The following is an 18,208-nucleotide window of genomic DNA, read 5'->3' on the forward strand; positions in this document are numbered from 1 at the left end:
TATCGGGCGCTATCTCGCCCTGCCCAATGTCCGACGCGCCCATTGTGCAACTAAAAGGTTGCATTAACGACGATGACCGATCTAATATGCAACCAGGAGGTTGCCCATGAACACAGCTACAGATCGCATCGAACGACAGATCCATATCAAGGCGCCGCGCTCGAAAGTGTGGTGCGCATTGGCCGACGCCGAATCCTTCGGCGACTGGTTCGGCGTCGCGCTGAAAGGAAAGCGCTTTGTCGCTGGTGAGCCCGTCGAGGGAAACATCACCTATCCGGGCTACGAACACATCGTGTGGCAGGTCGTGATCGAACGCATCGAACCGGAACGCCTGCTTTCCTTCCGATGGCATCCGTATGCCATCGATCCCAGCCACGACTACTCTCAGGAACCCACCACCCTGGTGGTTTTCGAACTGGAAGAAACCCATGACGGCACCCTGCTCCGCCTGGTGGAATCCGGCTTCGACGGTATTCCGCCGGGTCGCCGCCTCGATGCCTTCCGCATGAACAGCAGCGGCTGGGACGAACAGATGAAAAACATCGACGCCTATGTCGCCTCGCACTAGCTCATCCGCCAAAGGCATGTGGCCGAAGAGCGTTGCGCTGCGAAAATCCGCGCCAATTTTTGCCGCGCTCGGTGACGAAACGCGTCTGCGACTGATCGCCCTGCTCTGCGCCGGCGGCGCATTGTCCATCTCCCAGCTCACCGCCGGTTCCGACATCACAAGACAGGCAGTGACAAAACACCTGCAAGTGCTCGCCGATGCCGGACTGGTATGCGACATCAAGCAAGGGCGCGAACGACTATGGGAATTCGAACCAACTCAGCTCGATGAAGCCCGCCGTTCACTCGATACGATTGCCCAGCAGTGGGATCAGGCCCTAAGCAAGTTGAAATCCGCACTGGAGCGATAGCTTCAGGCATACCTACTTACGGGTCACCGACCACAAAACTTCCCATCGTACCTAGCGAACCGCTTACTATCCCCGTCAGGTTCCGGCGACGACGAGGACATCATGCGAACGATCATGACAGCGGCGCGTCCGTTTATCGGCTGGTTAACGGTGGCGCTCTTTCTGGTTTTCGGATCGGGATGGATGGCGGGCCTCGCCAACCACGCCCTTGCGCTGGGTCTGTTCGTCTGGCTTTTCTTGGTCATCATCTGGGTAGCGTTCGGCGTGGTGCACGAGGCCGAAACGCTGGCCGAGATGCTGGGAGAGCCGCTGGGCACGCTGGTGCTTACGCTATCGATCGTGATCATCGAGGTGGTGCTGATTTCCGCCGTCATGCTGGGTCCGGAGGGCAACGCCACGCTGGCTCGCGACACCATGTATTCCGTGCTGATGATCGTGCTCAACGGGGTCGTTGGGCTCGGTCTGCTGATGGGCGGGATCCGGCATTACGAGCAGGCTTACAACTTGAAAGGTGCGTCGGCGTATCTCTCGGTCATTATTCCGCTGACGATCATTGCATTGGTGCTGCCGGATTTCACCACGTCCACTTCCGATGGCTCGCTATCGCCGGCGCAGGCGCTGATGTTTTCCGTGCTGACCATCGGTCTGTATGGCATTTTCCTATGGCTGCAAACGGGCCGGCATCGTGGCTATTTTGTCGCGCAGGATGCGCAACCGATCGATGCCAAAGAGATGGAACATCAGCGTCCGTCAGCGATCGATAAAAAAGGACTTTTCGTTCACTTCATCTTGTTGCTGGTGAACATCCTTCCCATCGTCATTCTTTCCAAAAGCCTGGCGAGTATTCTCGACTACGGCATCGCTGCCACCGGCGCGCCGGCGGCACTCGGCGGCATCGTCATCGCCACGCTGGTGTTTGCACCGGAAGGCATCTCGGCGCTGATCGCGATCCGCGCCGATCGGTTGACGCGAGCGATCAACCTTTGCCTTGGCGCCGTGACGTCCACGCTGGGGCTTACCGTTCCCGCCGTGCTGGCCATCAGCCTCTACACGGGCCGGCATGTACTGCTTGGTTTACCACCATCGGGCATTGTTTTGCTGGTCTCGACGCTTATCTTGAGTTCGATCACTTTTTCCAACTCGCGCACGACGATGCTCGAAGGCGCGGTTCATCTCTCGCTGTTCGTAGTATTTCTGGTACTGGTTTTCAGTCCGTAGGCTCCGTTCTTGTGCGCGAACAATCCATGTTCGCAAGCGGGTCGATAAATTCACCCGTGTGCCGTACCTAGCCTCGGAAGAACAGATAGATGGCGCTGTAAGGCACGCGTACCTCGGCACCTGCATGGGACGCATCACAACCCATGGCAGGCGCTACGCCTCCTTCAGTGCGGGTGCGGACGATGTATTGAACACTCGCCATGGCTCCGTCGCCGCTGTGTGATTTGGCTTGCAGCACGAGCCACGCTATGGCACCGGCGTTGGGCGAAGGAGACACATTGAGCGGTGCGCCCACAACGGTGCTTCCGTCGGTGGCCTGCCAACTGGGTCCCGCGAAATGCTTGCCGATGACGTTGCCTTTAGCATCACTCAAGCTGGCATCCGGGGCTTTCAAGCTCCATGCGTAGCTGCCATCCGACGCTTTGCAGGTATAGATCTGCACGCCCTTACCGAATGCCTCGATGGCGGGCGGCTTGGTGGATGGCCCTTGAGCGTGCGACAACGACGTAAAAGCGGCCAGTGCGACGGCACCGCAGATCAATACTTTTTGCATAGCATTCTCCTGTAAGGCTTGGCATCTGCAACAGCAGGTACGGGCCATCATATCGGTGAAATGTGCCGCATTTTTTACTCGGCATGCTCGCTTCTCATCGATCTGTGCCTCACCTCCGGCCGATCAACGTCGTTGTGCTTGTCCTGCCGCTGCAGGCATGGATAACGTCATGAATCCCATCGCATTTGCAGATTTACAAAGCACGCCTTCGAGCTGATCGCGTGCGCCGGATGAACCAATCCCTACACTGCGTTCCGCCTTGAATAAACCTACACATGATTTGTCATAGACTCCGTTCACGGCGATCGGTGATGACGTGCCAGATGCTGTAGTCATGCCGGGTGTCGCCATACGGACTTCCGACTTCGCAGGCATTCGATGCTGGCTCGATGCGTGCGACAAACATTGCATAGTGAGGAGGGTACGTTGATGACTCGCACCTCTCGAATTCCGCTACACCGAAAGCTCACCATGACTGTCCTCGCCGTTGCTGTCGTAGCGGCTTCCTCTTTGCCGGCACAGGCGCAGCGCTATCGCCCTGGCCCCGGTTATCACGGTAGACCGGATTATCATCACCGCTACGCTCCTCCTCCGCGCCGCGGCGGAGGTGGTGGTGGCGCCCTCATCGCCGGTGCTTTGCTGGGTGTAGTAGCCGGTGCCGTCATTGCTAACTCCTCTGCCAGTGCTGCACAGCCGCCGCCGGGCGTCGTCTACTCCACCGCGCCACCGCCGCCGCCACCTGGCGTGGTTTATTACGATGACAACGGCAACCCGTCGCCGGGGTACTGAGCTCGTCACTACTCGTCGAGCCCTGTCGGGCCGTGGTTGATCTGCACCCATGAATCGGAGCTTCTCATCATGAAAAACGTCATTCGCAAGGCTGCCGTACCCGTCATGCTGTCGCTTGCCATGTTTGCAGGCGCCGTGATGGCACAGCAGACATCCCCCGCCTCGGCCGCATCGTCCGCCGCTGCACCGGCTGCGACGAAAACCCACGCGCAACGGCGTGCGGATGCCGTGGAGCAACGCATCAACGATATGCACACGCAATTGAAGATCACCGACGCGCAATCGACGCAATGGGATGCCTATGCACAGACCATGCGCGACAACGCCACCAAGGCATCTAGCGCCTTTCGTGACCGTGCGTCGAAGATGACGTCGATGAATGCCGACGACGTTATGAAGTCCTACGCAGCGCTGGCGCAAATGCACGCCGACGATATGCAGAAGCTCTCTTCTGCATGGAGCGCCGTGTACGCCGTACTGTCACCCGAACAGAAACAGACGGCCGATGCCCTGTTCCATAACCGGACGATGGGATCGCATTCGATGGGCCGTGGACATAAGAAGGGCAGCAAGCCGGCAAGCGCGTCATCTTCTGCGACAACGCCGAGCACCTGATCGGTAGGTTTTTGTACCTACAGAGAGGCCAGAAGCAATCTGGGCACATCTCCGGAAAGTCTCTGGCCTCTTCTATAATCGGTCCATGCATGACATCCCCGGTTTGTTAGTTCCGACGCTGTTCCACGCCGTGCAGCGCGATGGTTTTTCCTTCGTCACGGCAGACACCATGCGTCCGCTGCTGCAGTCCGTAGGCGAACTGTCCGACTGGGATGCATTTGCAGACAGCTGGAATCGGCTGGGCCCCGACCCTTATCTTGCGGCCAAGGGACGTTTTCGTCGGCGGTGCCATGCAACGTTCACGGCCACTGCACACGGTGCTGTCGAACCGGCACCGCATCAGCCGCATTACCAGGCGCTGCAATACAACGCTTTGCAAGGGGATATCCAGCGCTGGTTCGAGCCTGTCGATTCGTCCGTAGCGAAAGGCGCCAGCCTGCGCACCATCCTGACGTTCTGCAACGACTTTTTCGGATCGCTATCGCCTTCTGTGCCGCACTGGCATGTGGAAGTCCACCAGTTTCGCATCGAAGCCAGCATCGATGTGGCCGGCGAGCCCACACCTGAAGGCAGCCATCGCGATGGTGTGGATTTTGTGCTCGTGCTGCTGATCGACCGGCACAACATCGCCAGCGGCACCACGACCATCCACTCGCCGGATGGGCAGCTGCTGGGTGACTTCACGCTTGCTCACCCTCTTGATGCAGCGCTTATCCACGATCCGCGCGTGTTTCATGGCGTCACGCCGGTGATGCCGCTAGACGCCACGGAACCTGCACACCGCGATGTACTCGTGGTGACGTTTCGAGCCAAGTCCTGAGCGGACCCTGTCCGTTACGGCTTAGCTTGCGCTGCGTTGCGACTCGCCTTCCACGCCGTCAGCCGCTCTTGGATATACCGATCGTAGTCGTAACCCGTCTCGAGTTTGGGCAGCGGACGATGCGTACCACCGTCGGCGTCCGGCACCGGCAAGCGCGACACCAGATCGGCATACACTTCCTGCAGATGCGAAGGGCGATTGGCTGCGGGGTTGACGCCGCTCGACACCGGTACGACAACGCCGGCCAACGGATCATCGGTACGCGCCGTAGCCAAACTGAGCACCGCGCCAATGTCAGGCGCCGCCGCATCGCGCGCGGTCAACGCCGGTAGATTCCAACGCAACTCGACCGTCTTGAGGATCGAGGTGTGATCCAACGGCATGGAGCCCGCAGGCACACGAAACACAGTGCCGGCGGGAATCAGCGGCGAAATAAGCACGGTTGGTACGCGCGGGCCGAAGCGTGTGAAGTCGAATCCATATTCGCCCACCGAGGCATCAGGCGGCACTGCACCCGATGGCGGCGGAACGTGGTCGTAGCAGCCGCCGTGCTCGTCGTAAGTCACGATCAGCAGCGTTTCGTTCCACACCGGACTGTTGCGCAAGGCGTAGTAAAGGTCGTGAATGAATTGCTCGCCGAGCGAGACATCGTAATTAGGATGCTGGCTGTTGCCTTTCGATCCCCAGCTCGGTTCGAGAAACGTAAAGGAAGGAAGCGAGCCGTTTGCCGCGGCCTTCTGGAAATCGGCGAAGGTTCCGAAATAACTGTCCGCAACGCCAGACAGGTCGGAGAACGTCATGCGAGTCAGCGGATCGGCGTCGTAACCATAGATGGCCCAGCTGACGTTCTGTTTCGTCAGCGCGGTATAAATGGACGGCGCGGTGAAGTTCTTGGTCTTGTCGTCCATATGTCCCTGCGACGTCGCCGCATTGACAAAGGCACGATTGGGTAGCGTCTCCGTCGGTACCGAACAGTACCAGTGATCGCACACCGCAAAGCCGCGTGCCAAGGCCGACAACACCGGTAAGGTGGCCGGCGTGTGCATGCCCATGATGTCGTTGGCGACCGTGCCCGGAAGAATCGACCATTTCTCCTTACCCTCCCAACCCAAGGTGTAGGAAAAATTGCTGATAAAGCCCTGATTGGTCGCCACCGGTGGCGTGGGCGCGGTGTTGCTGCCGAACAGCTGCGCATTGGTTGCCGTGTATCCCTCGCCAGGATCGGCACCTGGCATGAAATAGGTGCTGTTGGTGCCGCCCTGGATCTTGAACACGCTCACCGGTTCGTTGCCGCTGGTGCCGGGATTGGACTCCTTCCCGGTCAGCCCTTCGAACGGCTGGCCCGTAGGTGAAACGTTGCCGCTATCGGCATAGAGAAAGCCGAGCATATGATCGAAGGAGCGGTTCTCCAGCATCAGCACAACGATGTGATTGATGGCCGACAATGAATTCGCGTTTGCCGTAGGCATGCCGTGTCACCTTGCTACTTGCGGTAGATGGGCTGCTATTTCGCCACGTTGACCGTCGTTATTTCATCAACGGCATGTGTCATGTCGGGAAAACATAGAGGATGACTGTGACATTTTTTGGGGTTCAGCCAACATCCAGATAAGGCGCCATGATGTCCGCCAACCAGTCCATGAAAGCCTGCACGCGCGCCGAGACGTTGCGACGCTGCGCATAGAGCAGCGATACGGGCATGGGTTCGGCCCGATATTGCGGTAACACTTCGACCAGCGTTCCGTCCTCGATCAGATGCTGCAGGCCCGCGTGCGGTGCTTGGATAATGCCGAGCCCAGCCTGGCACCCGGCTTCGTATGCCTCGATGCTGTTGACGGTAAGCACGCCTTGCATCGGCACATAGCGACACGCCGAACCCTCCAGATACTCGAAACCCGGTGGCCGTTGGCCCAGCGTCGATACGTAGTGGATGAATTTGTGTTGTGCCAAATCGCCGAGTTCGCGCGGCGTGCCGTGTTCGTCGAGATAGTCGGGGCTGGCGCAATTGACGATCCGAAACCGGCCCAGCGATCGCGCAACCAGACTCGAATCTTCCAGCGTGCCCACGCGCACCACACAGTCGAACCCCTCGCCCACCACATCCACGCGACGATCGGTGCAGCTCAGTTCCACTTCGATCTGCGGATGCTCGCGCATGAACTGCGGCAACCGCGGGATCACCTGATTCCGCGCGATACGGCTATTCATGTCCACGCGCAAACGGCCGCGCAGAGATTGCGGCACGCGCTGGAACATCGCATCCAACTCATCCATGTCCGCCAGCAGGGTTTTACAACGTTCATAGAAACGCTGCCCGTCCTGGGTCATTTGCACTTTGCGCGTGGTCCGATGCAACAGTTGTGTCCCCAACTGCCCTTCCAACTGCTGCACGGCGATGGAGGTGCTGGCCTTAGGCAGTCCCAGGCTGTCGGCGGCCTTGGTGAAACTGGCCAGTTCGGCGACCCGGACGAAGATGTGCATGGCGTCGATGCGATTCATAGGCCGCTCCGCGATATGCGCCAGAAAGTGGGTTGATTGTTCGTTATTTGCGAACACATATCTCATAATCTGTCGATTTATGCGCCGTGTACAGATCAATATGCTGACGGGGTTGGCTTCATTCCCCTATGAACGGAGATACCCCATGAGTGCACCCGCCCCCATCGCCCTGATCACCGGCGGCAGCCGCGGCCTGGGCAAAAGCATGGCCCTGAAACTGGCCGAACACGGCACCGACGTGGTGCTGACTTATCGCTCCAACCAGGCCGAGGCGCAGGCGGTAGTCGCTGCGATCCAGAAGCTCGGCCGCCGCGCGGTCGCTCTGCCGCTGGATGTCGGCAAGGCCGGCGGCTTCAAGATGTTTGCCGAACAGTTGCGCGCTGCGCTCAAGGAACACTGGCAGCGCAACCAGTTCGACTACCTGGTCAACAACGCCGGCATCGGCATCCACGCCAGTTTCGCCGACACGACGGAAGCGCAGTTTGACGAGCTGATGGATATTCACTTCAAGGGGGCGTTCTTCCTGACGCAGACCTTGCTACCGCTGATCGCCGACGGCGGGCGTATCCTGAATATCTCGAGCGGACTCGCACGCTTTGCGCTCCCCGGATATGCCGCTTATGCGGCGATGAAGGGCGCCATCGAGGTGCTTACCCGCTATCTCGCCAAGGAACTCGGCGCGCGCGGCATTGCGGTCAATACCTTGGCGCCCGGTGCGATCGAAACCGATTTCGGTGGCGGCGTGGTGCGCGACAACGCCGACGTGAACGCGTTTGTCGCCTCGCAGACAGCCTTGGGCCGCGTCGGCAAGCCTGACGACATCGGCGGCGTGGTGGCATCGTTGCTGTCAAAGGACAGCGGCTGGATCAATGGTCAGCGTATTGAAGCATCGGGCGGCATGTTTATCTAAACACCGCTGCGTAGCCGCGCCTTGCGAGACGAGTGATCCGTCGCACAGGGCGCGCGTTACGAAAAACAAATGATCCATTCAGCACATACGCGACCTTCCCCGATCGGTGTACCTTTAATGTCTTGCTAGCACCGTCCATCTGGGGAGCCACCTTGGTCAGCTACCGCCCGAACGACGCCACACCCAGCCGCGAACAAGCGCTACATGCGCTGTACGAAGCAGCTGAACTCGAACATTGCCTTATGTGCACGTATCTCTACGCCGCCTTCTCGCTGAAGTCGTCCGTGGAGGAAGGTCTGACCGCCGAACAGCTCGATGCCGTCGCTCGCTGGCGTCGCTGCATTCTGCACATTGCGACGGAGGAAATGGGCCACCTCATGTCGGTGTGGAACATCACCGTCGCGCTGGGCGGCGCACCGCGCGTTGGGCGTTCGAACTTTCCGCTCGACCCGGGGTATCTGCCAGCTGGCGTCGTCGTAAAACTCGCGCCATTCAACATGGCCACGCTGCAGCATTTTGTCTATCTGGAACGACCGGAGGGCTCAACCGAACCCGACGGCGAAGGCTTCGCACCCGAACGCAACTTCGTTCGCGGTGTAGAGGGCCCCCGGCTCACGCCGATGGGCGTGGATTACGACACCGTCGGTCAGTTTTATGAAAAGCTGGGCGTTGGCCTGCGTCGCTTGTCCGACGCGCATGGCGAAGCCGGAGCGATGTGCGGCGATCCCGCATTGCAATTGTCGTCCGACGAAGTGTCCATGCCGGGGGCCAAGCGCGTCATTTGCCTGAAGACGGCACTGGCCGCTTTCAGCTCCATCATTACGCAAGGCGAAGGCGCACAGGAAAACGTCAAAGACTCGCACTATCAAAAGTTCGCAGCGATACGTACGGAATACCAGGCATTGCTCGCCGCCGATCCTTCGTTTATGCCAGCGTTCCCAGCAGCAACCAACCCGGTGATGCGCCGACCGCCGCGCCCGGAAGGTCGCGTATGGATCGAAGATCCCCGGGCGATTGCTACGGTCGACCTGGCCAATAGCGCTTATGGGCTGATGCAGCGTCTGCTCGCCTATACCTATGCGGTTCCTTCGCAAGATCCGGACAAGGCATTAGCGCTGGATCTCGCCATCGGCTTGATGCATGCACTGGTGCCGCTGGCCGAACGCGCCGCGCGATTACCGGCCGGTCCGTCGAACCCTGCGTGCCATGCAGGCGTATCGTTCATTACGCTGCGGGATGCATCCACGTTGCCGCCCGGCCCGGGAGCGCGTCGCTTTTTCCGCGAGCGTTTTCAGCAATTGGCGGAAGCAGCCATGCGCATGCGTGATGAAGGCGACGCACGCACTGTTGCGGCTGCGTCGATTTTTTCCAGACTTGCGCAAAACGCCGAGCAGAACTTCGACCTTTCAAGGCCTCCGCCGTACGCCGTCGCACCAACGTTGTCCGTGGCGGCGGCAACGCCCGTCACCCAACCCGCACCGCCCACGTCCACGCAGGACGGCATCGAGCAGGTCGATGGCGAAAAGCTGACTTTGCTATTCGAAGCGAAACGTTGCATCCACGCGCGCTTCTGCGTCACCGGGGCTCCCACGGTTTTTCTAGCCAACGTCCAAGGCCCATGGATTCATCCCGATACGATGGACGTGGAACGGCTGGCGGATATCGCCCATGCCTGCCCTTCCGGCGCGATTCGTTACAAGCGACGCGACGGTCGTCCCGACGAATCCGCACCGCCCGTCAATCTCGCCACCACGCGCGAAGCAGGTCCGTATGCCTTTCGTGGCGATCTGCGTCTCAACGGTGTGCCCGCAGGTTATCGCGCCACGTTGTGCCGCTGCGGCGCATCGAAGAACAAACCGTTCTGTGACGGCTCGCATCACGATGTGGGCTTCAACGCCACCGGCGAACCACCGACGGCAACATCGACCGACGCACTTGCTGTGCGCGATGGCCCGCTGCAGATCGAACCGCAAACCAATGGTCCGCTGAAAGTACGCGGCAACCTGGAAATCACGAGCGGAACCGGACGCATGGTGGCGCGAGTGACCAGCACCTTCCTGTGCCGATGCGGGCACAGTCAGAACAAGCCGTTCTGCGATGGAAGCCATGCCAAGGTGGGATTTGTTGCGGATTGATCACCGCTACACACAAGGAGGACGGAGGCAGTTAACGCAAACACGCCTCCGTCCTTTTTAATCGCTCAGCGCATGATGCCCGTGTGACCCAGCGAATAACGACCTGGCTGCGGCCATACCGCCAAGCCGTGCGGCTCCATGCCGACCTTGATGATCTTGACGTTGCCGGTCGCCGTGTCGAACGCGTAAACCACATCGTCGAAACGACCCGATAGCCACAGCCATTTGCCGTCGGCGGTGACATTACCCATATCGGGGCTACCACCGCCCGGAATCGGCCAGTTGGCGACGACCTTGCGCGTGGCGAAGTCGATCACCGATACGCTGCCCGGACCGTTACGTGGACCGTGCACTTTGTTCGAACCGCGGTTGGCCACATAAAGCCGAGTACCGTCACGGCTGGGATACATGCCGTGCGTACCAATACCGGTTTTGATAAAACCGATCTGCGTGAAGTTGTCACCGTCGATCACGTACACGCCATTGGCCATCATGTCGGCAACATAGAACACCTTGCCGTCGGGCGAGACGCGGATGTCCTGCGGCATGCCACCTTTGCGTAGCTGGAGATAGCCCACCACCTTCTGGTTGACCATGTCGATCTTGGCCACCATGCCACCGAATTCGCAGGTGAAAATGGCGTACTTGCCATCAATCGAAAAATCCGCGTGGTTGATGCCCTTGCATTCGGGCACCTGTAGCTTCGACTTCAGCGCCATGGTGTGCGCGTCGCGGAAATCCAGACGCGCGTGCGCCTCGGCCACCACGATGGCTTCCTTACCATTCGGCGTGAAGTACATGTTGTACGGATCGTCGACGAGTATTTCTTTGCCTGGCTTGCCGGTCTTCGGATCGATCGGAGTGAGGCTACCGTCGTTGCGACCTTCCGCGTTGTTGGTCACCCACAGCGTCTGAAGATCCCACGAAGGTACGACGTGCTGCGGGCTGCGGCCCACAGGGAATTTATCGACGACTTTGAAAGTGGCAGGGTCGATGACGTAAACATCGTTCGAACGCAAATTCGGGACGTAGATGCGCTGCAATGCACCGGCCACGGCGGGACTGAAATGGTTGAACCCCGCATCGCTGTACATGTTGCTGGGGTTTGTAACAGGCGGCATGCCCGGCACGGTCGCCACCGATTGCGCCGACGCGGCGCAGCTTACGCCCAGACCTACCAGGATGGCGCCGACATGCGCGGCAAGACGCCCAAAACGATCAAATTTCACGGCAAATTCCCGTATCAAAGATAAGACAAAAAAACCGGCCACATACCAGCTACGTCAGTGCTCCGCTGTGTCTTTCCGGATGGCATCGACGGTGCGCGAAACTATAGCATCCACGCCCAGCTGGCCGAGTTCGGCGCTGGAACGCCGCGGGTCGCCGCCATAGACGCCATCCGCCGCGCCTAATTTGGAGCTAGCGCGCAGTTGACTCAGCCGCACCATCTGGGGGGCCACCGCGAGTTGCAGGGAGGTATCGGCGAGCCCCGCATGCGTGCCGATTTCATCGTCGCGGAAACCTTGCTGGCGTAGGATCTGGGCGTAACCGTCCGATGAAGCGTTGTAATACTCCGGTGGCACGAATGCCTTGGCACCCGAACCCGCCCAGGTCTTGTTGAGATGGGCGACCACCTGGATCACGTCCTTCTGGTAACCGCCGTGATCGCCGAGAAAGACGATGTTCCGAAAACCATGGACTGCAAAACTATTGGCGGCGGACTCGAGCATTTTTTCGAACACGTCGTCCGGAATGGTGATCGTGCCGGGAAATCGCATGTGCGATGCGGGTGGGGCGTAGCTTCCTTCCGGCACATAGGCGATGACTGGAGCGACCAGCGCATTGCCCAACTTTTCCGCGATTTTTCGGGACAGATATTCCGCCCGCACATTGTGCTTGCCCACCGCGATATAAGGGCCGCTTTGCTCGGTTCCACCGATGGGAATGATGACGGTAGTTTTGCCGGCGCGGATCTGCTCGCGCAGCTCGGTCCAGGTAAGGTTTTGCAGCAACACTGTCTGGGAAGACTGCGCGAACGACACTTGCGCAGCAATGAGCAGCACGGCAAACGCAAAAAGACGTCGGAAGAGAGGGTGCATCGTCATGAAGCTCTGCAAGAACGAACGGGGAAGTGGCGAGCGCTATCCAATATGGTTGCACGTCACCCTTTCCTGCGCATCCCTCCTTTACACGTTGCCCGCGTTTTGCCTCATTCGTTCTCGGGGATGGCCTTTCGAAAGATGCTCTCCCAATACGCCACACGCTCCGAATACGCCTCGCGCACCGATTCCGGTTGATCGTTCTGCAGACTGCGTACGTGGGTGATCGGCAAAGTGGCCGACGCCATGTGTCGCCATGCATCGGCCGCGGCTCGCAAATGGGAATGGGAGGCCAGCAGCGCTGCGATCACCTGCTGATCCACCATTTGCTGCGCACTCAGCGCCATCATCCCTTCCAGCGCCATGTCCGTGCGCTGGGAGATAAACGCCACCGCCTCACCCCAGTTTTTGAAGCTGACTTCCATAGAAGGCTCCTTTTCACCCGTGGGGAGTCCAGAGCCTATCACCAAGCTCGATGCGGCTTTGTCTTTGAAATGTCTACGCGCATTGCGCGATATGTCGACGCAGGCACGGGATCGGGCAATACTCCGCCCGCGCCGCTCGTTAGGGGAAGGTCTTGAACAACGCATCTAAAGGCAGCCTGGCCTGCGTAGGTATTGGTATCACGCTGGGTTCGCATATCAGCCCCTTGGCGCGCAGTCACATCGAACAGGCCGACGTGGTTTTTTCCGGGGTATCCGATGGCATCGTCGAACTCTGGCTGAGCGGCATGAATAAGGACGTGCGCAGTCTGCAGCCGTACTACCAGGAGGGAAAATCGCGGCTCAAGACGTATCGGCAAATGGTGGACGCCATCATGACCGAAGTGCGCGCGGGCAAGCGTGTATGTGGCGCGTTCTACGGCCACCCCGGTGTGTTTGCCTGGGCGCCGCACAAAGCGATCGAAATGGCCCGGCTCGAAGGTTACGCAGCGCACATGGAGCCTGGCATTTCTGCCGAAGATTGCCTGTATGCCGATCTGGGTATCGATCCGGGCGCCTATGGCTGCCAGCACTACGAGACTAGCCAGTTCATGTTCTATAGGCGCTGTGTTGATCCAAGCGCATGGCTGATCCTGTGGCAGGTGGGACTGGCGGGCGATCAATCGAAGAAGCGGTTCGCCACGGGTGCCGCTTATCGGCAGGTGTTGGTGGACGTGCTGCTGCGCGACTATCCGCCGGAACATGAAGTGGTTGTCTATCGCGCAGCGACATTGCCGATTCAGTCGCCGCGGATCGAACGGCTGATGCTCGCGAAGCTGCCTCATGCCGACCTGGGAATGACGGATACGCTGGCGATTCCGCCCGCCCGTTCCCTACAGCCCGATGTAGAAGTTCGCGCCCGGCTGACGGCGCTTGATCAAGCAATAGCCGACAGCTAACGGGCACAGGGCTGTTCCATTTCGCTCAGCAAGGCATTAAAACAATTAATATCAATAAGTTATATTCATATAGTCCCTAGTGAATACTAAAAGGACGGTACTAAAGGTCCACAACGGCGCTATGTCGCATAGGGATCTTCACGGCGAGATATGATGGAAACTGACCACCACAATTTGCGAAGCGCAAGCCATGGATTGCGCCAGTGCCATTGCAAACATCAACTAACAGCGGGGGAATGGCTCAATGTTGAGCGTTGTTGATTTTCTGGAAAGGATGGGCAGTGACGCGCAATGGCGCAACGCTTCCCAGGATGAAGTTGAGATTGCGTTGGCAGAAGCCGAAGTGGAAGCACCATTGCGCGACGCCATATTGGCTAGGGATGCATCCAAACTCGAAGCATTACTGCAACAAGGCCCGCTTATTGCCATGTTCGTCCCACCAGATGAAGAAGAGGAAGGAGAGGAAGACGACGAAGACGATTCCGGTGAGAAGCCGCATCCGCAAGGTGCCCGCGACTCACAGTTCCGTCCATCGCTTCGGCAACCGTAAGCGCATTGATGTTCATGCCCGGCCGCACTCGCCGGAAACTTTTGGCACGCGCTGCCTCGCTTTTGTGCCTGCTTGCGGGAGTGGCATTTGCCGCCACTCCCGAATCCAGCGATTCGTCGCAGTTGCTCGCACGCGCGGACGCGATCAAGACAGTTGACAATACGGCCTTTGCCAAGCTGCTCGAACAGCTCGATAAAAACACAGCAAACCTGTCCGAAGCCCAGAAATGGACGTTGCGCTACCTGCATGCTTGGGAGCTCGGATACACCGGCCAGTTCGTCAAAGCCAAGCCCGAACTGGAGGTGATCGCCAGGCAAGCCCCAGATAACACGATGCGGATAAATGCCACGGCATCCCTTATCAACATTCTGGGCTTCGGGCATCACTATGAAGAAGCCTTCGCACAATTGGACCAGGGGCTCGACGAACTACCGCGAGTCAGCGACAAGAATGCGCGCTTCCATCTGATGGCCGAAGCCGCGCAGTTGCTGATCGGCGCGGGGCAATATGACCTGGCTACCAGTTACACCGACCAGATAATCGCCGACTATCCTGACGGTCGAAACGGCTGCATCGGCAGATACTTGAAGGTCCATGCCAACTTCCTGGATGGCCGCATGCGCGCATCGGATCTCGATGCCCAGCAAGGTCTTGAAACATGCGTGAAAGCCGGAGAAAACATGTGGACTGACGCCATTCGGCGCGACGTAGCCAATTTTGCGATTCAGCAAGGTAGGATCCCGGAAGCCATCCGCCTGCTGCAAAACAGTTACGCGAATGTCGTGGGCTATCACTATCCGGAGCTGACGGCCGAATATGACGCCTTGCTGGCGCAGGCGTACTGGGAAACGAACGATAGCGCGCACGCCGAGAAGTTCGCGCTGGACACAGTGGATATCGCGAAAAAAGACGACTACACCCAGCCACTAAGCACGGCTTACGAACTTCTCTTCCAGATCGCAAGGCAACAAGGCGACCTGCGCAACGCGGTGACCTACCGTGAAAAATTCGTGGCCGCCGACAAAGACCATGTCGACGAACTCCGCGAAAAGGCATTGGCGTACCAGTTCGCTAAACAGCAGGTGGAAATCAAGAAATCTCAGCTCGAAGAGCTGAACAAGAAGAACCAGATCTTGCAGCTGCAACGCGCGCTCGACCACAAAGCCGTTGAAACAAGCCGGCTCTATATCGCCCTACTGCTGACCGTCCTGGCGTCGATCGGCTTCCTGCTCTATCGCCTCAAGCGCTCACAACTGCGCTTCATGCGATTGGCCAGGCGCGATGGCCTGACGGGGATTTTCAATCGGCAGCATTTTGTCGACGAGGCGGAACAAGCGCTGCGCTACACGGCTAAGTCCATGCGCGGCGCCTGCCTTATTCTCATCGACATGGATCATTTCAAACTGATCAACGATACCCACGGCCACACGGTGGGGGATCAGGTACTCCGCCGCGCGGTGACCATGTGCCAGCGTTATTTGCGCTCGTGCGACGTGTTCGGTCGCCTGGGTGGTGAAGAATTTGGCATTCTGTTGCCCGAATGCACACCGACTCAAGCACTCTATCGTGCCGAGCAGATCCGCGCAGCGATTCATGCAACCACCGAAGACGAACCGCAGGACATCCCGATATCTGCCAGCTTCGGTATCGCTTCGGCCGATCACTACGGTTACGAACTGCGCAAGCTGCTGATTGCCGCCGATGACGCGCTCTATAGCGCCAAGCGTGAAGGACGCAATCGCGTAGTAATGAGCGAGACAGACACTGATGCTGTCTCGCCCAGCTCGGAAAGGGCTACGGGATAGGTTGGCTTCGCTGTCCTCACGCCAACCTAGATCGACGTTTTTCCTGACTCCCTTTATTTGCTCGCATCCTGCCCTTTGGACAGGTCGATCATCGGAATGGAGCCTGCTCCCACAACCTGCGGCAGAATGCCGTTCCAGTGCTGCAGACCGTAGAAGCGCGTGTACTCCGGATTACCCTTCAACGCTTCGCCAACCGTATCGATGGCCTTGGCCTGCGCTTGCGCCTGTAGCACCGTGGCTTGAGCTTCGCCGTTGGCGCGCTCCACAGCAGCCGTGGCCTCCGCATTGGCAGTAACGGTTTTCTGCTCGCCTTCGTATTTCTTCTGCGCCACCGTGTTTTCCGCCTGCACGGCAAGATTCTTGGCGCGCACCGCTTCTTCGATGGATTGATCGAACACAGGCGAGTAATGGATACCGACCAGCTGCACGTCGATCACTTCGACGTTGAACAAGCGGTTCAGCGCATCGCTGATGTCTTTACGCATCTGCGCCGTAATCTGCGCGCGCTGATCAGAAATGGTCAGCGTGTTGTACTGAGCGAATGCAGCAAGCGCGCGGTCCCTTACCACTGGAAGAATAGTGGCCTCAATGTCCACCGCACCGGCACGGCCCACGTGATACAGAAGATTCATGACGGCCGAACTGGGAATCTGATAGATCAGACTGACATCGATCGTCACCTTCTGGTTGTCGTTGGTATACACGTCGAGTCCGTTGAGCGTGTAAACCGAACGGCTCGTTTGCAGACGATCGACTGTCTCGAAGAAAGGCACCTTGAAGTGCACGCCCGTGGTCAGCGGCGCGACGGTCATCGGTGTACCGCCCATCCAGCGCGTTCCCGCTTCTTCACTTGGCGACACGACGAAAACACTGCCGAACAGAAAAACGATGATGAGTGCGGCGACAATAAGTCCACCGGTGCCAAATCGACCAAGAAAGGAGCGAGGATCCCTAGGTGGCAAGCTGAGCATGAACAATCTCCACTTCTGGTGACATCAATGATGGAAAGCCGGGCCTGACAGGCAAGGTATAGATGAGTGCAGGTGACAGCGCAGCTTTTGCTGTCTGTACTGCTGCAACTGTTGATAGCGGAAAGGTGTCATCGACGAATCGAACGGCAATACGCGCCGGCAGCGAACACTAACGAGATACAGCCTGCGCTCCGTTACAGACGTGTCCATGGTGCTTCCCCCTGATGCGGGGCATCTTGCCGCAAAGACGCTTGGTTGGCGAGTGACAGTCGCTAAGTTGCGAAAAATTTACGCAACCCGGGTCTTTCGCATATAGCACTTTTACCTTGCCCGGCGAGAACATACGTCATCCGCATTGCAATAGCATGGGCGTATCGCCGTGACCATCATGATTGTCCAGGGGCCTCACGCGAATGCCAGATCGCTCAGCGGTGAATTACTAGGCCATCTACAGCAACTCGCACGTGCCGCGGGGCGAACACTGGAAGTTTGCAGCTGCAACGGCTTGCGCGAGTTTGTCGCGCGGGTACGCACGGCGCGATCTCAAACCACTGAATTCATGCTGCTGGATCCAGGCAGCCTTACGCAACAAGTGCAGGCGCATCCGGAGGCCGGGCTTGGTGATGCACTCGATGCGTTGAACATGCCCTATATCGAAGTCCACGACGACAGCGATGACACCCTGGAACCCAGAGATGTTCTGCACGCCCCTTTAGCCACGATTGTGATCCATGGCGACCTGGGTACCAGTTACCGAATTGCACTGGGCATCGCATTGCGCCGGCTAAGCGCTTCCGTATAACCGTAACGGCAACCGAGGACAGAGCGCGCGTCTGCGTAGAACCAGGGGCTAACGGCAGGCCTTTACGTGGGAGACCGCTTCGACGTCTGTCGAGGCGGCGGCATGCGCGCATCCATATATGAAGTTAACCTTTGCAGTTTCCCT

20 protein-coding genes are annotated in these 18,208 nt (G+C 58.7%); 12 read left to right on the forward strand and 8 right to left on the reverse strand.

What is annotated here, in order from left to right; all coding sequences use genetic code 11:
* Positions 1 to 106 precede the first annotated feature (106 nt).
* From QQL64_RS08585 to QQL64_RS08595, 3 genes are all read left to right on the forward strand, one after another.
* Positions 107 to 568, forward strand: a complete 462-nt coding sequence (locus tag QQL64_RS08585; protein WP_284398220.1) for an SRPBCC family protein — start codon at positions 107 to 109, stop codon at positions 566 to 568.
* Entirely contained in the window at positions 552 to 917 is a 366-nt protein-coding gene (locus tag QQL64_RS08590; RefSeq protein WP_284398222.1) for an ArsR/SmtB family transcription factor, read from the forward strand. Before QQL64_RS08585 ends, QQL64_RS08590 begins: the two co-directional genes overlap by 17 nt.
* A gap of 102 nt (positions 918 to 1,019) precedes the next feature.
* Complete coding sequence (locus QQL64_RS08595) at positions 1,020 to 2,135, forward strand: calcium:cation antiporter (RefSeq protein ID WP_284398223.1); 1,116 nt, start codon at positions 1,020 to 1,022, stop codon at positions 2,133 to 2,135.
* A gap of 67 nt (positions 2,136 to 2,202) precedes the next feature.
* On the opposite strand, the gene QQL64_RS08600 is transcribed toward QQL64_RS08595, so the two are convergent.
* Complete coding sequence (locus tag QQL64_RS08600; protein WP_284398225.1) at positions 2,203 to 2,688, reverse strand: DUF3455 domain-containing protein; 486 nt, start codon at positions 2,686 to 2,688, stop codon at positions 2,203 to 2,205.
* Positions 2,689 to 2,811: 123 nt separating this feature from the next.
* Positions 2,812 to 3,039, reverse strand: coding sequence for a hypothetical protein (locus QQL64_RS08605; RefSeq protein ID WP_284398229.1), 228 nt, complete (start codon positions 3,037 to 3,039; stop codon positions 2,812 to 2,814).
* Positions 3,040 to 3,159: 120 nt separating this feature from the next.
* Here QQL64_RS08605 and QQL64_RS08610 point away from each other — a divergent pair, with 120 nt between their 5' ends.
* The 3 genes from QQL64_RS08610 (at position 3,160) to QQL64_RS08620 (ending at position 4,912) form a co-directional block, all read left to right on the forward strand.
* Entirely contained in the window at positions 3,160 to 3,477 is a 318-nt protein-coding gene (locus tag QQL64_RS08610; RefSeq protein WP_284398231.1) for a hypothetical protein, read from the forward strand.
* Between the two features lie 69 nt (positions 3,478 to 3,546).
* A complete protein-coding gene (locus tag QQL64_RS08615; protein ID WP_284398233.1) occupies positions 3,547 to 4,092 on the forward strand; it encodes a Spy/CpxP family protein refolding chaperone in 546 nt (181 codons plus the stop codon).
* A gap of 85 nt (positions 4,093 to 4,177) precedes the next feature.
* Positions 4,178 to 4,912, forward strand: coding sequence for a 2OG-Fe dioxygenase family protein (locus tag QQL64_RS08620; RefSeq protein ID WP_284398235.1), 735 nt, complete (start codon positions 4,178 to 4,180; stop codon positions 4,910 to 4,912).
* Between the two features lie 14 nt (positions 4,913 to 4,926).
* Here QQL64_RS08620 and QQL64_RS08625 read toward each other — a convergent pair whose 3' ends face one another.
* Positions 4,927 to 6,381, reverse strand: a complete 1,455-nt coding sequence (locus QQL64_RS08625) for an alkaline phosphatase family protein (protein ID WP_284398236.1) — start codon at positions 6,379 to 6,381, stop codon at positions 4,927 to 4,929.
* Positions 6,382 to 6,505: 124 nt separating this feature from the next.
* The gene (locus tag QQL64_RS08630) at positions 6,506 to 7,411 is read right to left on the reverse strand and encodes a LysR family transcriptional regulator (protein WP_284398238.1); all 906 of its coding nucleotides are present in this window, start codon (positions 7,409 to 7,411) and stop codon (positions 6,506 to 6,508) included.
* A gap of 145 nt (positions 7,412 to 7,556) precedes the next feature.
* Here QQL64_RS08630 and QQL64_RS08635 point away from each other — a divergent pair, with 145 nt between their 5' ends.
* Both QQL64_RS08635 and QQL64_RS08640 read left to right on the forward strand, forming a co-directional pair.
* Complete coding sequence (locus tag QQL64_RS08635; protein WP_284398241.1) at positions 7,557 to 8,321, forward strand: SDR family NAD(P)-dependent oxidoreductase; 765 nt, start codon at positions 7,557 to 7,559, stop codon at positions 8,319 to 8,321.
* Positions 8,322 to 8,473: 152 nt separating this feature from the next.
* Complete coding sequence (locus QQL64_RS08640) at positions 8,474 to 10,456, forward strand: ferritin-like domain-containing protein (RefSeq protein WP_284398243.1); 1,983 nt, start codon at positions 8,474 to 8,476, stop codon at positions 10,454 to 10,456.
* A gap of 65 nt (positions 10,457 to 10,521) precedes the next feature.
* Here QQL64_RS08640 and QQL64_RS08645 read toward each other — a convergent pair whose 3' ends face one another.
* The 3 genes from QQL64_RS08645 to QQL64_RS08655 form a co-directional block, all read right to left on the reverse strand.
* Positions 10,522 to 11,685 carry a YncE family protein gene (locus QQL64_RS08645; protein ID WP_284398246.1) on the reverse strand — a complete coding sequence of 388 codons (1,164 nt, stop codon included), beginning with the start codon at positions 11,683 to 11,685 and terminating at the stop codon, positions 10,522 to 10,524.
* 54 nt (positions 11,686 to 11,739) lie between these two features.
* Positions 11,740 to 12,561 carry a creatininase family protein gene (locus QQL64_RS08650; protein WP_284398249.1) on the reverse strand — a complete coding sequence of 274 codons (822 nt, stop codon included), beginning with the start codon at positions 12,559 to 12,561 and terminating at the stop codon, positions 11,740 to 11,742.
* A gap of 104 nt (positions 12,562 to 12,665) precedes the next feature.
* Positions 12,666 to 12,980 carry a hypothetical protein gene (locus QQL64_RS08655; protein WP_284398252.1) on the reverse strand — a complete coding sequence of 105 codons (315 nt, stop codon included), beginning with the start codon at positions 12,978 to 12,980 and terminating at the stop codon, positions 12,666 to 12,668.
* A 152-nt stretch (positions 12,981 to 13,132) separates the two neighbouring features.
* Between QQL64_RS08655 and QQL64_RS08660 the strand changes: the two genes are divergently transcribed.
* The 3 genes from QQL64_RS08660 to QQL64_RS08670 all read left to right on the forward strand — a co-directional run bounded on the left by QQL64_RS08660 (position 13,133) and on the right by QQL64_RS08670 (position 16,291).
* Positions 13,133 to 13,936 (forward strand): SAM-dependent methyltransferase, encoded by an 804-nt coding sequence (locus QQL64_RS08660; RefSeq protein WP_284398255.1) that lies wholly within the window; start codon positions 13,133 to 13,135, stop codon positions 13,934 to 13,936.
* Between the two features lie 244 nt (positions 13,937 to 14,180).
* Positions 14,181 to 14,486, forward strand: coding sequence for a hypothetical protein (locus tag QQL64_RS08665; RefSeq protein WP_284398258.1), 306 nt, complete (start codon positions 14,181 to 14,183; stop codon positions 14,484 to 14,486).
* Between the two features lie 41 nt (positions 14,487 to 14,527).
* Positions 14,528 to 16,291: a tetratricopeptide repeat-containing diguanylate cyclase gene (locus QQL64_RS08670; protein WP_284398261.1), complete on the forward strand. Its 1,764-nt coding sequence runs from the start codon at positions 14,528 to 14,530 to the stop codon at positions 16,289 to 16,291.
* Between the two features lie 53 nt (positions 16,292 to 16,344).
* On the opposite strand, the gene QQL64_RS08675 is transcribed toward QQL64_RS08670, so the two are convergent.
* A complete protein-coding gene (locus QQL64_RS08675) occupies positions 16,345 to 17,262 on the reverse strand; it encodes an SPFH domain-containing protein (RefSeq protein WP_284398262.1) in 918 nt (305 codons plus the stop codon).
* A gap of 388 nt (positions 17,263 to 17,650) precedes the next feature.
* On the opposite strand from QQL64_RS08675, the gene QQL64_RS08680 reads away from it, so the two are divergent.
* The gene (locus QQL64_RS08680; RefSeq protein WP_284399716.1) at positions 17,651 to 18,064 is read left to right on the forward strand and encodes a type II 3-dehydroquinate dehydratase; all 414 of its coding nucleotides are present in this window, start codon (positions 17,651 to 17,653) and stop codon (positions 18,062 to 18,064) included.
* Positions 18,065 to 18,208: the final 144 nt, after the last annotated feature.

Source organism: Dyella lipolytica (assembly GCF_030160075.1).
GTDB classification, from domain to species: Bacteria; Pseudomonadota; Gammaproteobacteria; order Xanthomonadales; family Rhodanobacteraceae; genus Dyella_B; species Dyella_B lipolytica.

Bases quoted from the DNA above. Each gene is read 5' to 3' on its own strand.
- QQL64_RS08585 (WP_284398220.1), top strand. From the start codon at position 107: ATGAACACAGCTACAGATCGCATCGAACGACAGATCCATATCAAGGCG.
- QQL64_RS08590 (WP_284398222.1), top strand. From the start codon at position 552: ATGTCGCCTCGCACTAGCTCATCCGCCAAAGGCATGTGGCCGAAGAGC.
- QQL64_RS08595 (WP_284398223.1), top strand. From the start codon at position 1,020: ATGCGAACGATCATGACAGCGGCGCGTCCGTTTATCGGCTGGTTAACG.
- QQL64_RS08600 (WP_284398225.1), bottom strand. From the start codon at position 2,688: ATGCAAAAAGTATTGATCTGCGGTGCCGTCGCACTGGCCGCTTTTACG.
- QQL64_RS08605 (WP_284398229.1), bottom strand. From the start codon at position 3,039: ATGGCGACACCCGGCATGACTACAGCATCTGGCACGTCATCACCGATC.
- QQL64_RS08610 (WP_284398231.1), top strand. From the start codon at position 3,160: ATGACTGTCCTCGCCGTTGCTGTCGTAGCGGCTTCCTCTTTGCCGGCA.
- QQL64_RS08615 (WP_284398233.1), top strand. From the start codon at position 3,547: ATGAAAAACGTCATTCGCAAGGCTGCCGTACCCGTCATGCTGTCGCTT.
- QQL64_RS08620 (WP_284398235.1), top strand. From the start codon at position 4,178: ATGCATGACATCCCCGGTTTGTTAGTTCCGACGCTGTTCCACGCCGTG.
- QQL64_RS08625 (WP_284398236.1), bottom strand. From the start codon at position 6,381: ATGCCTACGGCAAACGCGAATTCATTGTCGGCCATCAATCACATCGTT.
- QQL64_RS08630 (WP_284398238.1), bottom strand. From the start codon at position 7,411: ATGAATCGCATCGACGCCATGCACATCTTCGTCCGGGTCGCCGAACTG.
- QQL64_RS08635 (WP_284398241.1), top strand. From the start codon at position 7,557: ATGAGTGCACCCGCCCCCATCGCCCTGATCACCGGCGGCAGCCGCGGC.
- QQL64_RS08650 (WP_284398249.1), bottom strand. From the start codon at position 12,561: ATGACGATGCACCCTCTCTTCCGACGTCTTTTTGCGTTTGCCGTGCTG.
- QQL64_RS08655 (WP_284398252.1), bottom strand. From the start codon at position 12,980: ATGGAAGTCAGCTTCAAAAACTGGGGTGAGGCGGTGGCGTTTATCTCC.
- QQL64_RS08665 (WP_284398258.1), top strand. From the start codon at position 14,181: ATGTTGAGCGTTGTTGATTTTCTGGAAAGGATGGGCAGTGACGCGCAA.
- QQL64_RS08675 (WP_284398262.1), bottom strand. From the start codon at position 17,262: ATGCTCAGCTTGCCACCTAGGGATCCTCGCTCCTTTCTTGGTCGATTT.
- QQL64_RS08680 (WP_284399716.1), top strand. From the start codon at position 17,651: ATGATTGTCCAGGGGCCTCACGCGAATGCCAGATCGCTCAGCGGTGAA.